The 14,997-nt window shown below is 62.4% G+C and carries 16 protein-coding genes; 15 read left to right on the top strand and 1 reads right to left on the bottom strand.

Annotation, left to right across the window (positions count from 1 at the left end; translation table 11 throughout):
- The first annotated feature begins 3 nt into the window (after positions 1-3).
- The 5 genes from AC56LR_RS08610 to AC56LR_RS08590 all read left to right on the top strand — a co-directional run bounded on the left by AC56LR_RS08610 (position 4) and on the right by AC56LR_RS08590 (position 4,809).
- Entirely contained in the window at positions 4-1,350 is a 1,347-nt protein-coding gene (locus AC56LR_RS08610; RefSeq protein ID WP_497129488.1) for a TadA family conjugal transfer-associated ATPase, read from the top strand.
- A 10-nt stretch (positions 1,351-1,360) separates the two neighbouring features.
- Complete coding sequence (locus AC56LR_RS08605; RefSeq protein WP_497129486.1) at positions 1,361-2,338, top strand: type II secretion system F family protein; 978 nt, start codon at positions 1,361-1,363, stop codon at positions 2,336-2,338.
- A gap of 7 nt (positions 2,339-2,345) precedes the next feature.
- Positions 2,346-3,287, top strand: a complete 942-nt coding sequence (locus AC56LR_RS08600; RefSeq protein WP_497129484.1) for a type II secretion system F family protein — start codon at positions 2,346-2,348, stop codon at positions 3,285-3,287.
- Between the two features lie 17 nt (positions 3,288-3,304).
- The gene (locus AC56LR_RS08595; RefSeq protein ID WP_497129482.1) at positions 3,305-4,393 is read left to right on the top strand and encodes a LytR C-terminal domain-containing protein; all 1,089 of its coding nucleotides are present in this window, start codon (positions 3,305-3,307) and stop codon (positions 4,391-4,393) included.
- A gap of 92 nt (positions 4,394-4,485) precedes the next feature.
- Positions 4,486-4,809, top strand: a complete 324-nt coding sequence (locus tag AC56LR_RS08590) for a BON domain-containing protein (RefSeq protein ID WP_497129480.1) — start codon at positions 4,486-4,488, stop codon at positions 4,807-4,809.
- Between the two features lie 27 nt (positions 4,810-4,836).
- Here the strand turns inward: AC56LR_RS08590 and AC56LR_RS08585 are convergent, their stop codons facing one another.
- Positions 4,837-5,604 (bottom strand): GIN domain-containing protein, encoded by a 768-nt coding sequence (locus AC56LR_RS08585; protein WP_497129478.1) that lies wholly within the window; start codon positions 5,602-5,604, stop codon positions 4,837-4,839.
- A gap of 514 nt (positions 5,605-6,118) precedes the next feature.
- On the opposite strand from AC56LR_RS08585, the gene AC56LR_RS08580 reads away from it, so the two are divergent.
- The 10 genes from AC56LR_RS08580 (at position 6,119) to AC56LR_RS08535 (ending at position 14,878) form a co-directional block, all read left to right on the top strand.
- Positions 6,119-6,829, top strand: coding sequence for a SapC family protein (locus AC56LR_RS08580; RefSeq protein ID WP_497129476.1), 711 nt, complete (start codon positions 6,119-6,121; stop codon positions 6,827-6,829).
- Between the two features lie 261 nt (positions 6,830-7,090).
- Positions 7,091-7,636 (top strand): lysozyme family protein, encoded by a 546-nt coding sequence (locus AC56LR_RS08575; protein ID WP_497129474.1) that lies wholly within the window; start codon positions 7,091-7,093, stop codon positions 7,634-7,636.
- Positions 7,637-7,906: 270 nt separating this feature from the next.
- Positions 7,907-9,226 carry a tyrosine-type recombinase/integrase gene (locus AC56LR_RS08570; RefSeq protein WP_497129472.1) on the top strand — a complete coding sequence of 440 codons (1,320 nt, stop codon included), beginning with the start codon at positions 7,907-7,909 and terminating at the stop codon, positions 9,224-9,226.
- Between the two features lie 817 nt (positions 9,227-10,043).
- On the top strand, positions 10,044-10,472 hold the full coding sequence (locus tag AC56LR_RS08565; RefSeq protein WP_497129470.1) for a hypothetical protein: 429 nt from the start codon (positions 10,044-10,046) through the stop codon (positions 10,470-10,472).
- Between the two features lie 375 nt (positions 10,473-10,847).
- Positions 10,848-11,228: a helix-turn-helix domain-containing protein gene (locus tag AC56LR_RS08560; protein WP_497129468.1), complete on the top strand. Its 381-nt coding sequence runs from the start codon at positions 10,848-10,850 to the stop codon at positions 11,226-11,228.
- Positions 11,225-11,677: a DUF1376 domain-containing protein gene (locus AC56LR_RS08555; protein ID WP_497129466.1), complete on the top strand. Its 453-nt coding sequence runs from the start codon at positions 11,225-11,227 to the stop codon at positions 11,675-11,677. The genes AC56LR_RS08560 and AC56LR_RS08555 overlap by 4 nt, the downstream gene beginning before the upstream one ends.
- Positions 11,674-13,335, top strand: a complete 1,662-nt coding sequence (locus tag AC56LR_RS08550; protein WP_497129464.1) for a DEAD/DEAH box helicase — start codon at positions 11,674-11,676, stop codon at positions 13,333-13,335. The genes AC56LR_RS08555 and AC56LR_RS08550 overlap by 4 nt, the downstream gene beginning before the upstream one ends.
- Positions 13,322-14,284, top strand: coding sequence for a DUF7146 domain-containing protein (locus tag AC56LR_RS08545; protein ID WP_497129462.1), 963 nt, complete (start codon positions 13,322-13,324; stop codon positions 14,282-14,284). Before AC56LR_RS08550 ends, AC56LR_RS08545 begins: the two co-directional genes overlap by 14 nt.
- Positions 14,281-14,565: a hypothetical protein gene (locus tag AC56LR_RS08540; RefSeq protein WP_497129460.1), complete on the top strand. Its 285-nt coding sequence runs from the start codon at positions 14,281-14,283 to the stop codon at positions 14,563-14,565. Before AC56LR_RS08545 ends, AC56LR_RS08540 begins: the two co-directional genes overlap by 4 nt.
- Before the next feature lie 28 nt (positions 14,566-14,593).
- A complete protein-coding gene (locus AC56LR_RS08535; RefSeq protein ID WP_497129458.1) occupies positions 14,594-14,878 on the top strand; it encodes a hypothetical protein in 285 nt (94 codons plus the stop codon).
- Positions 14,879-14,997: the final 119 nt, after the last annotated feature.

The following is a 14,997-nucleotide window of genomic DNA, read 5'->3' as shown; positions in this document are numbered from 1 at the left end:
CCCATGTCCCTACGAGAACGTCTCGCGACCTCCACCCCGGAACGCCAGTCGGGCGTGGTCCTTCCGGACACGTCCAACCAGGCCTACCAGGACCTCAAGAAGTCCATGCACCAGATGATCCTGGACCGCATCGACCTCGAACGCCTCAAGCGCCTCACGGCCGAGCAGTTCAAGCACGAGCTGGCGCTGCTGATCCAGCGCATCATCGAGGAAGAGCGCATCGTGCTGAACCAGCATGAGCGCCACAACCTGGTGCTCGACATCCAGCACGAGATGCTCGGCTTCGGCCCGCTCGAGCCGCTACTGAACGACCCGACGGTCTCGGACATCCTGGTCAACACGGCCAGCAAGGTGTACGTGGAGCGGCGCGGCCGGCTCGAACTGACCGACATCACTTTCCACGACAACGCGCACCTGATGAAGATCATCGAGAAGATCGTCTCCCGCGTGGGCCGGCGCGTGGACGAATCGAGCCCGATGGTCGATGCGCGCCTGCCGGACGGCTCGCGCGTGAATGCGATCATCCCGCCGCTGGCGGTGGACGGGCCGCTGCTGTCGATCCGCCGCTTCGGCAATACCCCGCTGTCGGTGCAGACCCTGCTCGACTACAAGAGCCTGACGCAGCCGATGATCGACGTGCTGCAAGCCTTGGGCGCGGCCAAGGTGAACATCCTGATCTCGGGCGGCACCGGCAGCGGCAAGACCACGCTGCTCAACCTCATTTCCGGTTTCATCCCGGCCAGCGAGCGGGTGGTGACGATCGAAGACGCGGCCGAGCTGCAGCTGCGCCAGCCGCACGTGGTGCGCCTGGAGACGCGCCCGCCCAACATCGAAGGCAAGGGCGAGGTGACCCAGCGCGCGCTGGTGCGCAATGCGCTGCGCATGCGCCCCGACCGCATCATCCTGGGCGAGGTGCGCGGCGCCGAGGCGCTCGACATGCTGCAGGCGATGAACACCGGCCACGAAGGATCGCTGGCGACGATCCACTCGAATACCCCGCGCGATGCGCTGTCGCGGCTGGAGAACATGGTCAGCATGGCCGGCGTGAACCTCACCGCGCGCGCGATCCGCCAGCAGATCGTGTCGGCGGTGACGGTGGTGGTGCAGGCGTCGCGCCTGACCGATGGCACGCGCAAGGTGGTCAGCCTGCAGGAAATCACGGGCATGGAAGGCGAGATCATCTCGATGCAGGAGATCTTCCACTTCGAGCAGAGCGGCGTCGATGCCGACGGCAAGGTGCTGGGCCGCTTCAGCGCGACCGGGGTTCGCCCGCGCTTTGCCGACCGCCTGAAGATGTATGGCGTCCCGGTGCCGGACAACGCCTTCGATCCGGACCGAACCTTCGATTAAGGGAGGACGCATGAACGCGGTGTTCTATGCTTTTGCGGTGTTCCTGTTCGCGGCGGTGATCCTCGCGATCGAGGCCACTTACCTGTGGTGGGTGGGTACCTATGGCGCCGCGGCGCGCCGGGTGGCCCGCCGGCTGCAGCTCATGTCCGGATCCGCGGGGCGCAGCGGCGAGCGGATCTCGATCCTCAAGCAGCGGCCCTACAGCCGCAATGCCGCCTTCGACCGCCTGCTGCACGGTTTTCCGCTGGCGCACCGGATCGACGCCTTGCTGGTGCAGGCCGGATCGGGGGCCACCGTGGGGCGTTTCCTGGCCTGGTCGTTCGGCTGCATGGCCATGCTCGTGCTGCTGTCGCTGGGATGGCCCCTGCCGGCGCCGGCGCGTGTATTCGTGGCCGTGCTCGGGCTGGCCATTCCCTGGTTCCTGGTGCGCCGTGCGCGCCAGCGGCGCCTGATCCGCATCGAGCAGCAGCTGCCCGAGGCGGCCGATTTCATCGCCCGCGCCCTGCGCGCCGGCCACTCGTTCACCAACGTGCTGCAGATCGTCGGCACCGAGCTGCCCGAGCCGCTCAGCGGCGAATTCCGCATCGCCCGCGAGGAAATCAACTACGGCGTGCCGATGAACGAGGCGCTGCACGGGATGGCCGCACGGATCCCGCTGACCGACCTGCGCTACCTGATCATCGCGGTGCTGATCCAGCGCGAGTCCGGCGGCAACCTGGCAGAAATCCTGGGGAACATCAGCCAGATCATCCGCGCCCGCCTGAAGCTGGTGGCGCACGTGCGCGTGCTGTCGGCGGAAGGGCGGATGTCGGCCTGGATCCTCGGCCTGCTGCCTTTCGGCGTGATGGCCATGATGACGATCTCGAGCCCGCAATACGTCAGCATGCTCTGGACCGACCCGCAAGGCGTGCGCTTGCTCTGGTATGGCCTGGGCATGATTGCCTTCGGCGTCATCTGGCTGCGCAAGATCATCCGTATCCGCATCTGAGGCCAACATGACGTCATCCCAGCTGACCTTCCTGCTTCTTGTCCTGTGCATCGTCTGCGGCCTGGCCTGGCTCGGCCTGGTGCTGTTCGCGCCGCTGGCCCTGCGCGAGCGCCTGAGCCGCTTCCTCGGCAGTGCGGCCCCCGGCCAGCTCGATGCGGGCGGCGGCTGGATCGAACGCGTCGCCATCGTCGCCAAGCCCCTGACCAAGCTGTCGATCCCCGACGAAGGATGGGAAAAATCGACCCTGCGCACCCGCTTCATGAATGCCGGCTGGCGCAACCCCGCCGCGCCGACCCTGTACTTTGCCTCGAAGACCGGACTGGCGCTGCTGCTGCCGGCCCTGTCGGCGCCCTTTGCCTTCATCTACGGCGGCATGCTGCCCAGCGGCCACTTGCTGGCGCTGCTGCTGGCGGCTGCCTCGCTCGGCTACTACCTGCCGAACATCGTGCTGGGGCGGATCGTGGCGCGCCGCAGCCGCGAGATTTTCGAGACCGTCCCCGATGCGCTCGACCTGCTGACGGTCTGCGTCGAAGCCGGCTTGAGCCTGGAGCGGGCCATGGTCAAAGTGGCCAGCGAGATCCACATCAAGAGCGCCGTGCTGGCGCAGGAACTACAGCTCGTGCTGATGGAGATGCGGGCCGGTTTCACCAAGGAAAAGGCGCTGCGGAATTTCGCGCTGCGCTCGGGCGTCGAGGACGTCGACACGCTGGTAGCGATGCTGATCCAGTCCGAGCGCTTCGGCACCAGCGTGGGCGACGCGCTGCGCGTGCACTCCGATAACCTGCGCCACAAGCGGCGCGTGATGGCCGAGGAATGCGCCGCCAAGATCGGCCTGAAGCTGCTGTTCCCCCTGATTTTCTGTATTTTCCCGACGCTGCTGATGGTGCTGCTCGGTCCCGCCGCGATGCAGATCGGGCGTGCCCTGGGTGCCTTGCCTGGCGCGCAATGAGTACGAAGGAGCCTGTGATGCGAATCCCTACCTTGTTCACCCGCCTGACGCTGCTGTGCGCCGCCTGCAGCCTGCTCGCATGCGCGCCGATTTCCGGACGGAGCGGCATCACCGTGGCAGTCTCGCTTGCCGACCAAGGCTACATGGCTGGCCGCAACCACCACCTGGCGCGGCGCTACGACGAAGCGCGCGCGGCCTACCAGGCAGTGCTGACGGCCTCGCCGCAGCATGTCGATGCCCGCAACGGCCTGGCGACCCTGCATGCCGAGCAGCGCGAATTCGCCGCCGCGATCGCGCTGTGGCGTACGCTGACCGACTCGCTGACGCTGGCCTCCGGTCCCGGCAAGGCCTACCTGTTCGGCAACCTCGGCCACGCCTACTTCCTGAACGGGGACTATGACAAGGCGCTGGCCACGCTCGAAAAAGCCTGCCTGCTCGATCCACTGAACCACCGCTCCTGGCAGCTGCTGGGCGAAACCCTGCGCAAGCTCGGCCAGGAAGAGCGAGCCCGGCAGATGCTGAGCCAGGCCGACGCCTTGCGTACCCATGATTTCCAGAAGGACTATGCCGCCGCCGGCAGCCAGAGCAGCGTCGCGGCGATCGACCGCGCCGTCAAGTCGCCCACCCGCGAGGAACCGGGTTGGAGCCAGGCGCAATTGCATGTGGGCGCAAACGGCATGCTCGAATTGCGGCGCGGCCCGGCGCCGTTGCCGCTGCCCGGCCCCGCACCGGCGCCAGTGCCGGCGGCGCCTGGCGGCCGCGCCCCGGTCGCGGTCGAAATACGCAATGGCAATGGAGTGCAGGGGATGGCGCGCACGCTGGCACGCCAGCTCGGCAGCACCGAATGGAAAGTCACGCGCCTGTCGAACGCACCGGGCTTCGGCGTGCCCAGCACCCGCATCGAGTACGAGGCGGCCAACCGCGCGCTGGCCGAACGGCTCGCGGCCAGGTTCGGCGTCGTCTCCCTGCAAGAGGTGGCCAACTGCGCGCCCGCCGGCCTGCGCGTGGTCATCGGGCGCGACATTGCGCGCCGCGGCTATGCCCTGAAGCCGGCGGTCCCGGCCCGGGAATCCGCACCGGTGCTGGCAGCGAACAACCCTGGTTGAAAAAAGGTCGGGTTGCACGTTTGCTCAGCATCAAACGCAGGGATGCGGCGCCCGAGAGAATGAGTTGATTCGACTTCTCTTGGGAGCCCGCCATGAACCTTTCCTACCGTCTCTATTTCATCCTCGCCGGCCTCTTGCTCGCGGCACTCACCGCCTGCGCGCCGACCAGCACGCGCCAGGGCACCGGCGAATACATCGACGACGCCGTCATCACCAGCCGCGTCAAGGCCGCTTTCGCTGCCGACCCCGAGGTCAAGGCGACCGAAGTACAGGTCGAGACCTTCAAGGGCACCGTGCAGCTCAGCGGCTTCATCGAATCACCGGAGAGCGCCGTGAAAGCGGCGCAGATTGCCCGCGCCGTACCGGGCGTCAAAGAAGTGCGCAACGCCATGGTGCCCAAGGACACACGACGCTAAGGGCGCGCGCAGCGCGAACGCACCGGCTTATTTCCAGGCCACCCGGCCCATGCCGCTGGTATTGACCTTGCGGGTCGACGGGTTGCCATAGACGGTTGCAGAACCCATGCCGCTCAGGTCGACATCGGCGGCACGGGTCGCGTGCACGGTCGCGCCACCCAGTCCGCTCATGTCGAGGTCGACCGTGTCGGCGCGCAGTCCCTGCGCCTCGAGGCTGCCGACGCCTGCCAGCTTGGCGTGCAGCAGCTTGCTTTCCCCGGTGACGCTGATGCGCCCGGCGCCGCGCAGGTTCAAATCGAGGCGCTCGGCGCGCACGCCGTTGAGGGTCAGGCCACCTACGCCGCCGAGGCGGGCATCGATCGTGCGGTAATTGCTGTTCATGGTCACCGAGCCGGCGCCATCGAGCGCCACCCGCACCGCATCACCCGAGAAGCCGGTGACGGTCGATGTCCCCACGCCCTGCGAGGAGAACTCGCTCAGGTTCGGCACGGTCAGCTCGGCGCGCAGTTTCTCGTACCGGTCACCATCGCGGGAATTGAACGATTCGGTACCGATTTCCAGCGTATCGCCCCGCTGGGACGTCGTAATGCGTTGCACGTAGCGGCGGTCGCCCGACACCACCAGCGAAGGGGTAGCACCTTGGCGCAGCACGAGATCGACGACGCCGCCCAGTTTGACCTTCGTGACCCTGGCATCGATGTTGCGGGTTTCGCGCACGACCTCGTCGGCAAGGGCAGGGCTGGCAAGCAGGGCGAAGGTGGCGGCTACGGCCACGGCGCTCAAGAGTTTTTTCATGCTTGTTCTCCGGATGGGATGTCGATGGGACCACTATAAGACGCAAGCCGCATGCTCCCGGTGCGATTGCGATGAATTGCGCATTCCGCGGTCTGGAGCGTAAAAAACGGTGAATGACGACCGCGGGCAACTCCAGGGCGGCTGCCTGTATCGGGGCATCACATTACCTCCACGGTTACCTCATCCCATCAATCTCTCTCCCCTGAGCCGCCGCGGGGAGCGACGACCCTGCCGGCTACTGGCGCGACAACCACCATGCGGATACGATTCCGGGCCGCCTTCATGACGTGGTGGCGCTGTGGACGCACCGTCCGCCCTCGCGTTTTAACGTTAATCGCATCCAGGAGGTGTTCCCGGCGGCGAGTTACCAGTATATTTTGTACGGGACGGGATTTCGCCCCGATCCGGGTCTGGCGCGGCGTAACCGCGCTGCCCGGCAACCGCACGCTCATCGCGCGCATCCTGCGCCATGGACTGCACAAGCATTAACGACAACCGATAAAGAGACACCGTAATGGCAAACCCTGTACTGCTTAATAACATCGAACACAAAGACCTGCGCGTAATCACCCGCCATGGCCGCGACCTGGGCGACAGCCACCCTTATGTACAGACCTTCGCCGGCGAGTTCCGCCTGCTGCAGGCGCATTACCCGATCGTGTTTACCAAATCCGCCGAAGACCAGCCCTTCGAGCCGGTCGCCCTGTTCGGCTTCGAGAACGACGAAAACCTGTTCCTGACCGAGAGCGGCTGGGACGCCACCACGATCCCGCTGCTGGTGGAGCGCCTGCCTTTCCTGATCGGCAAGCACGGCGACGAGCTGATGATCCACATCGATATCGACAGCCCGCGCATCAGCAAGACCGAGGGCGAGCCGATCTTCCTGGAGCAGGGCGGCATGACGCCCTATCTCGAGAACGTCAATTCGATGCTGGTCACCGTGCATGAGGGCCTGCAGACCAACGCCGCCTTCGTCGAGGCGCTGGTGAAGCACGACCTGCTCGAATCGTTCGCGCTCGACGTCCAGCTCAATGACGGCTCGCAGCACCGCATGACCGGCTTCTCCACCATCCACGAAGAAAACCTGAACAAGCTCGATGCGGCGGCGCTGGACAGCTTGCACAAGCAGGGCTACCTGGCCGCGATCTTCTTCCAGCTGGCGTCCTTGTCGAACTTCCGCGCGCTGATCGAGCGCAAAAACGCACGCAATGCTGCCAAAGGCTAAGCTGACCGCATCCCGAATAAACCGCGAGGTCGCCGGCTGACCAGTTTGCTCAAGCGCAAGCGGTTTGTTTGATCTCCATGACCTTGGTCGCGCCGCGCGCCGCTCTGTGCTTGCTCAAACTTTCCCGGGTACCGCGCCCTAAGATGAGTTCGAGGAGTGCACACCGCGCCGCTCTCGTTGGGACACAAGCCTCGTTACCACGACTACTTGCTGTCCCCGTAGCACCAGCATCCCGTGCGGTCATTCGTATCAGGAGGATCTATGCCGGACGCACAGCCCAAGGCCCCCAAGGAGCGGTCGGCGCGCACCTGTCAGGAGCGCTGCGACCAGAACGCGGAAGACCTGTCGCATCCCAACGTCGCAGCCTTCCTCAAGGCGATCGCCGCGGCGGAAGGGGGAGGGTATGACTTCAAGTACGGCGCGCTGAAAGGACGGCTGAACGACCGATGGCGTTTTACCGATACATCGACGCATCCTGGACCAGGTATCGATGGCAAGTCGACTGCGGCCGGGATGTACCAGATTACGCGTCCGACCTGGCAGCATCATGGTGGCAAACTCGGGCTTGACGATTTTTCGCCGCGGACACAGGATTTGATTGCTGTCGAAATCTTGCGCAGCCTTGGTGTGATCGAATCGATCAAGGCCGGCCAGGTTGCCGGGGTCATGCCCAAGGTTGCGCGAACCTGGGCATCCCTCCCGAAAGGACCAGGCCAATGCAATCATTACCCGCACCAGCGCTATGTGAAATTCGACCACTTCCTGTCCGCTTATCTGTCCGCCGGTGGGCAACTAGACTGCGCTTGAAAACAAAAAGCCCAGCCGGTGAGGGCTGGGCTTCGTGCTGAAGTATGCTGGTGCCGGCTGCCGGTTTCGAACTGGCCACCTGATGATTACAAATCACCGACTAAGCCTATTCCTCTGTGTTGATCGCCATTCCGAAATAATATAAAAACGCTATAAATCAAGAGCTTGTGATTTTTCGACGCTGTATTTGTGTTGATGTTTATTGATTGCTATACTCTAAAATGGGTTACATGGCGGTTACATCGTCGGCACAAGCGGAGCAACGAAACAATGGCGAAGGTGAAATTTACAGCTGGACGACTTGACGCGTTCCATTGCGAAGCAGGCAAGAGTCAGTCTTTCTTGTGGGATGAGGGGGCGCCAGGCTTGGCGCTTCGCGTTACCGCGAGTGGAGCGAAGTCGTACATTTTCCAGGCCAAGCATAACAACGTGGCTCTGCGCGTTACCATCGGCTCCGCAAAGACTTGGAGCATTACCGCTGCACAGGCCGAAGCCCGACGCTTGAAAGTTCTTATCGACAACGGGCAAGATCCCCGGCAAGTGAAAGCGGCGCAGCTTGCTAACCAAGAGGCCGTACAGAATGCCGCGGATGCCGCTGCGTTGCGCCGGTCGGTCACCTTGGGCGACGTGTGGGCCGTGTACGTAGCCGACCGTATTGCGAGCCGGGAAAATGGCTGGTCCGAGCATCACATCAAAGCGCATCGGCAAATGATTCAGGCTGGTGGCGAGCCACGGGCTAGAAGCCGGAAACTTACTCAGTCCGGCCCCTTGTTTCCCCTTGCTGCAGTCCCGCTAATTGAGTTGACACCTGAATGCATTGAAGCATGGGCAAAAACGGAGGCGAAGACGCGTCCATCCAGTGCTAGGCTGGCGTGGCGATTGCTCAAGGCGTGCATGAATTGGTGCGCCGCGCACAAGGTGTACGGCAGCATAGTGCTTTTCAACCCGACAAAAAGCACCAGAGCTCGGGAGAGCTTGGGTAAGCCCAAGAAACGGCACGACGTATTGCAGCGCGAACAGCTACGTGCTTGGTTCGATGCCGTTCGCAAGGTAGGAAATCCGGTCATTGCCGCCTATCTGCAGTGCCTGCTCATCGTCGGGCCGCGCCGGGAGGAGCTCGCTCGGCTCCGATGGGCTGACGTCGACTTCCAGTGGGGTAGCATTAGACTGAACGACAAAGTGGAGGACTTTCGAATTGTGCCATTAACGCCATATGTCGCGCAGCTCCTGTCCAGGCTACCTCGCCACAACGAGTGGGTCTTCTCCAGCACTGCCTCTGTCGCTGGCCACATTGCCGAGCCGCGCCATGCGCACAATGGGGCGCTGGCGGTAGCAGGCCTTCCGCACCTCACCCTTCACGGTCTGCGCAGGTCGTTCGCGACGCTCAGCGAGTGGGTAGAGACGCCCGCCGGCATAGCAGCTCAGATTCAGGGGCACGCACCGCAGGGGGTTCGAGAGCAAAACTATATTCGTCGCCCTTTGGACCTGCTACGGATGTGGCACTGCAAAATTGAATCGTGGATGCTAGAGCAGGCGGGCATTGAGTTCGAGCCAGGGGCATCTGGTTTGAGGGTTGTGGCCGCCAGTTGAGGGGCCGTTTGCGATCGTTCGGAAGATAGATCTGGATCGAGCAAAGCGGGATGGGCGGCTTATTCGGCAGTTTTTCGGCAGAATATAAATAGGCATCGCTATGTTCGTAACTGCCAATAAGTGCAGCAAAGTCAAAGTCCAGAGAAGGAACAAAGCGATGCAAATCACCACCCCACTGCCACCTGCTCTCGCCAACATTTCCGCCGGTCGCGATCACATCCAGACGGCAGAGTTTGCGCGAGCGACAAATCGTGCGTGCCAGACGATACGGAAAAACTACTGCCTCACCGGCGAGTGTTATGGCATCCGGCCAGTCAAATTCGGAAATCGTCTACATTGGCCAGTAGCGGCGGTCGCGGCGCTACTCAGCGCAGGAAACTAAGCGCCAGATAGTGAAGCTGCTCCACGGGAGCAAGGCGCGAAATGCACGCCTGCCCAGTGCCAAAAGTTAAGCGCCAGTCTAGTTTTAGCGGACGAAAAGCCGGCTCCTTCACCGGTCTGACTGGCGCGCCAATTTTGAAGGCAGACACCTGAAGGGGTGCCTATGCTTAGTATCTCAACAATCACAGAGGCTCTTGCCGTGCTTTCAGAGGCTACTGGCCGGGAGTGGACTTCGAACGAACTATTCGATCTCGCAGCAAATAACGGTGTGAAACTGCATGCAGTAGTGCCGTCGACCGTAGACACTACTGTCCAATGCTTCGAAATCGGAAGGGGACTGGTTGAAAAACACCGACTGGGGGCGGGTCACTCGCTTCTAGCCGTGCTGTTCCCTTTTCAGGTAGCGCGACTCTGGATGAGTGGTGCAGTGGAGACAATGCACCCGGCCGACTATGGCGGGACAGAGGGAGAGTACAAGTTTTTAACGGAACCCGTTGTGGTTACGAGCGCCTCGGTACGTATCAAGGCCGAAACCCTGCGCGCTCTGTTGGATATTTGGAATAGCACGCATACTGGACTCACATCCCCATCAAAGGAGCGCGATTTCAAGAAGGCTACCGATGTGATTGCTCCTCTTGAGCTGGATGTTGAAAAATGGAAGATTCGGGCTACCGCTCTAGCAACTGAGTTCATCGCCCGTCACAAAAAGCAAGATCTCTTCCCTACTCAGGAGGACGTTTGCAAATATCTGGAGGTGCAGCTGCGCGAGGAAAAGGTCTACGGAGCGCAAAAGAGACCGCTATCAGCAAAGTACATCGGTAGAAATGCAATTCAAGGCGACTGGTGGAAAAAGAACAAACCGTAGCCGGAAACTGCGGGAAAGGCGGGAAAACATTCCGACCGATTTTCCCAACGTTGATTAGTGCAGTTCGAGGCCAGTGCCTGTAGGGGTTTGCTGGCTTTTTACTTTCTGTTGCCGGGAAACTTTCCCGGGGCCGGAATGGAGTCTTCACCAAATTAGTGAGGACTCAAATGAATGCCAACCAAACCTTCCTTCCACTAGACGCAGAGACTCGCAGCCATGTTGATACTGCGTGTGCTGCGTTTCATCTAACACGCCGTCCGCAAACCCTCAGGGCCTGGGCCAGCAGCGAGGCCGGGGCCCTACGCCCAATTCGCGTCAACGGACGACTCGCTTGGTCTGTCGCCGAAATCAAACGCCTGCTGAACGGTGGGTCAAATGGCTAACCGCGAGCAGCAAAACGCCCGGACAGAGCCGGGCGCCTGTGTCGATCTTGCTGGGGGGCTGGAGTCGACAAATCAAATCAAATCAAACGCTGGTGAGTTTAACACCGGTCCCGAGATCCTGGCGAGTAAATCGACGGCGACCGGGGTGCAGCTGGCCAAGCTGATTGCATTACTCCGCCTGGGGCCGAAGACCACGGTCGAACTGCGGTCCCACGCGATCATGATGCCGGCGGCGCGCGTCTTCCAGCTGAAGCGCGAGCATGGCTACAACATCACGACTGAGCTCGTGACGCTGTATGACACCGAAGGCGTCCGCCACCGGCAATGCGCTCGTTACCACCTCCAGGGGGCCAAGACCGAGGAGGCTCTGTGAACTTCTACAAGCACTTCATTGGCGACTATCAGCGCGACACCGGCGACCTTACCCTGGTCGAACACGGCGCCTTCCGGCTGATGCTTGATACCTTCTACGGGACCGGCCGCCCTCTTCCGAAGGACCGGAAGGCGCTCTGTCGGCTGCTCCGCGCGGAGACTGAGACAGAGCGAAAAGCGATCGATGCCGTCTCCCTACGGTTCTGGCGCCCCCTACCTGCCGAAATCGAGCCGCTGTATGAGTGGCTTGACCTTCACACCGAGGCCGAACGGGCCCCGCTTCATGTGGCCACAGTCGAGTGGATCGAAGTTGGTGGCCTCGTGAACGTCCGCGCCCTGGCCGAAATCGTAAAGGCCCAGGCAATCGCAATCAAGAACCGCAAAACTGCGATCGAGCGTGAGGCGAATCGGCGGCGCGCACCACTGGGCGACGAAGGGGGGCGCGCATGACTTACGAACACGAATCGTGCACGCAGCGTGCTACGAACTTGTCACCGGCAGAGCACGCACTGTGCACAGACTGTGACACGTTTGGTCAACGTATCCATAGCCATAACCATAGCCATAGCTTTAAAGACCAAAACCCGCCCAGCCAAGGTGAGGGTAGTTCAAGCGCGCTAACCCTTCGGCCGTACCAATCCCACGCAGTCCAGAACCTCCGCCTTGCCCTGGCTGGGGGTGTGGTGCGTGAAATGCTGGTTGCGCCCACAGGATCGGGGAAAACAGAGATCGGCATGGCCTTGGTCCGCGGCGCCCGATCAAAGCACAAGCGGGTGATCTTCCTATGCAACCGCGTGCAGCTGGTCGAGCAGACTTCCCGACGCTTCAGAAAGGCCGGAATTTCGCACGGGATCATTCAGGGCGCGAACACCATAAGGCTTTACGAGCATGTGCTGGTGGCCAGCATCCAGACTGTCGCGCGCCGCGGCCTGCCGGAGGTCGACCTGATCATCATTGACGAGGCACACACCGTGGCCGGATCCAAGGAATACCGGACAGTGCTCGCCGCAGCTAAGGGAGTGCCGGTCATCGGTCTGTCTGCTACGCCGTATGCGCGCGGCCTGGGCAGGCACTACGACGAGCTCGGCGGCCCGCTGTTCGAACACATGACGGTGGCGGCGACGATCCCGGAATTGATCGAGGCCGGGTATCTGGTCGACTGCGATGTCTTCGCGCCGAGCGAGCCGGACATGAGCGGCATCAAGCAGGCGCGCAACAGCTTCGGCGATATGGACTACACCGACGCCGACGTCGGCCGCGCCGCCAACAAGCCGGAGCTGGTGGGCGACATCGTGACACATTGGCTGCGCCTGGCGGCCGGCACGCCGACCGTCTGCTTCGCGGCGAACATCGCGCACAGCAAGCACATCGTCGAACGCTTCCTTGCCGCCGGTGTCGCAGCGGAGCACATCGACTGCTACACCGACGAGGAGGAGCGGCGTGCGATCCTGGCCCGGGTCGAGACGGGACAGACCTTGGTGATCTCCAACGTCGGCATCCTTGCAGAAGGCTGGGATTTCCCGGCCTGCCGCACGCTGATCCTAGCGCGGCCGACCCGTTCGCTGATCCGCTACATCCAGATGGCTGGGCGCGTACTGCGCCCGTTCCCCGGCAAGGAGCGCGCCCTGGTCCTCGACCACTCGGGAACGGTGACCCGGCTCGGTTTCCCGACGGAGGAGTTCCCCCTTGAGCTCGACGACGGCGCACCTAAGGATACGAAAGGCGGCCAGGAGCAGAGGGAGAAGTTGCCGAAGGCCTGCCCTTCGTGCAGCTACGTCAAGATCACTCATGAATGTCCACAGTGTGGCTTTATTCCAGAGCGACAGCCCAATGTCGACGTCAAGGAGGGCAACCTGATTCTGCTCAAGAAGCGGTCCAAGGCGCCGCAGATCGACAAGCAGGAGTTTTACTCCCAACTGCTGACTATCGCGGAGGATAAGGGTTACAAGCCGGGGTGGATTGCGAACAAATACAGGGAGCGGTTCGGGGTTTGGCCGCGCGGCATGCTGGATATCCCGGCGCCAGTTGGCACGGAGGTGATGGGCTTTCTTAAGCACGTGCAGATCCGGAATGCGAAAGCACGGGAGGTCCGCCATGCACGCGCTTAGATCGAAGACGGCCGACGCGGCAATCGGCCGCTGGCCCGGCATCCTTCAGTCGCTCGGCATCGATCCGGCCTTCCTCGGCAAGAAGCACGGCCCCTGCCCGATCTGCGCCGGCAAAGACCGGTACCGCCTCGACAACCGCGAAGGTCGCGGCACCTGGATCTGCTCCCACTGCGGCGCCGGCGACGGCTTCCAGCTCCTGCAGAGGGTGCACGGCTGGTCCTTCAGCGAGGCCGCCCGGCAGGTGGACCGTATCGTCGGCACCTTCCAACCCGGGCCCATCGCTCCACAGCGCACCGAGGAAAGCAAGCTCCGCGCGTTGCGTCAGGTATGGGAGACCAGCAAGGCGGTCAGCCGCGGCGATCCTGTTTGGCAGTACCTGAACCGGCGCCTCGGCCTCGAGCAGGTGCCGCCAGGACTGCGATTCCATCCCGGGCTCCGATACACCGACGAGGACGGCACCGACCTGGGCCGCTTCCCCGCGATGGTCGCCCGCCTACAGTATCCAGACGGCGCCGGCGCATCCATCCACCGCACTTACCTGACCGAGGACGGGCGCAAGGCTCCCGTCCCTCAACCCAAGAAGATCATGGCCGGCAAACCGCTAAATACGGCCGCTGTGAGGCTTGGGGCAGCCGGGACGACGCTGGGCATTGGGGAAGGTATTGAAACGGCGCTGGCGGCCGCAATTCGCTTCGGTGTGCCTGTGTGGGCGGCGACCAATGCAGTGTTGATGGAGTTTTGGGAGCCACCCACAGGCATCGAACGGGTGCTGATCGCAGGTGATAACGATGCCAGCTTCACCGGGCAGGCTGCGGCGTTCTCCCTTGCCCGCCGACTGACTCGGCAAGGCCTTGCTGTCGAGATCCAGATACCCAACACGGTCGGAAAAGACTGGGCCGACGCATGCGTAGCCCTCGCCCCCCAATCACTTACGAAAGGAATCGTATGAAAACGATCCCCCTTGCCGAGTTGGTGAAATTTATCGGTCTCATGGTCGACATGAAAGAGGAGGGTACGACCGAACGTGGCCTAGCCGAATTTGAGAGGCAAGTAGAGGAATATTTGGGACCGCACCGGCTTGTAGGCGAGTCCCAAGTTGACTTGTTCTGGCGCATAGCCAACTGGCCTGATGGAACCATTGTCCCGGCAATGTGGAGGAACGGTATCCACGTCGAAATCGCGACTGCGCTTGCGGCCCAGATTGAGATCGAAAATGAGGTGAAGCAGTGAGCGCCGCCTTTCACCGCCGGAGGCCCACATGACCAGCGCGCGCAGCACCGTCCTTGAGATCATGCAAGGCATAGACGCGCTCGACGTCGATCGAACCGCAAAGCAGAAGTTCCGTGACCTGGTGGGCGCCATCGCATCGACGCACGGCTTCGACTGGATGGAGCGCGCCAATCGTGAAGCCTTCGCCCGGCAGCTCTTGGGCATGCGCGTTCCTAGGCCAGTGGTTCGCGACAGGTTGATAGACCTCTACGGGATCTCACGCCCCCAGGCGTACCGAATCATTAGCTACGCGCTGCAATCGGCTCATCCGTAAGCCCTTGGATGAGACGGTCTGGAAGTCTAATGGATTATCAACTACACGAAGGAGTGAACCATGATTTTCGGAATTTTAGGCGGTCGAAGCGAAAGAACCGGGAGCTCGCTGATCGAAGC

It is taken from the genome of Telluria sp. ZT3P39 (genome assembly GCF_059685935.1).
The sequence above is the reverse complement of the archived record's forward strand: the minus strand, read 5'-3'. Positions and strand labels throughout refer to the sequence as shown.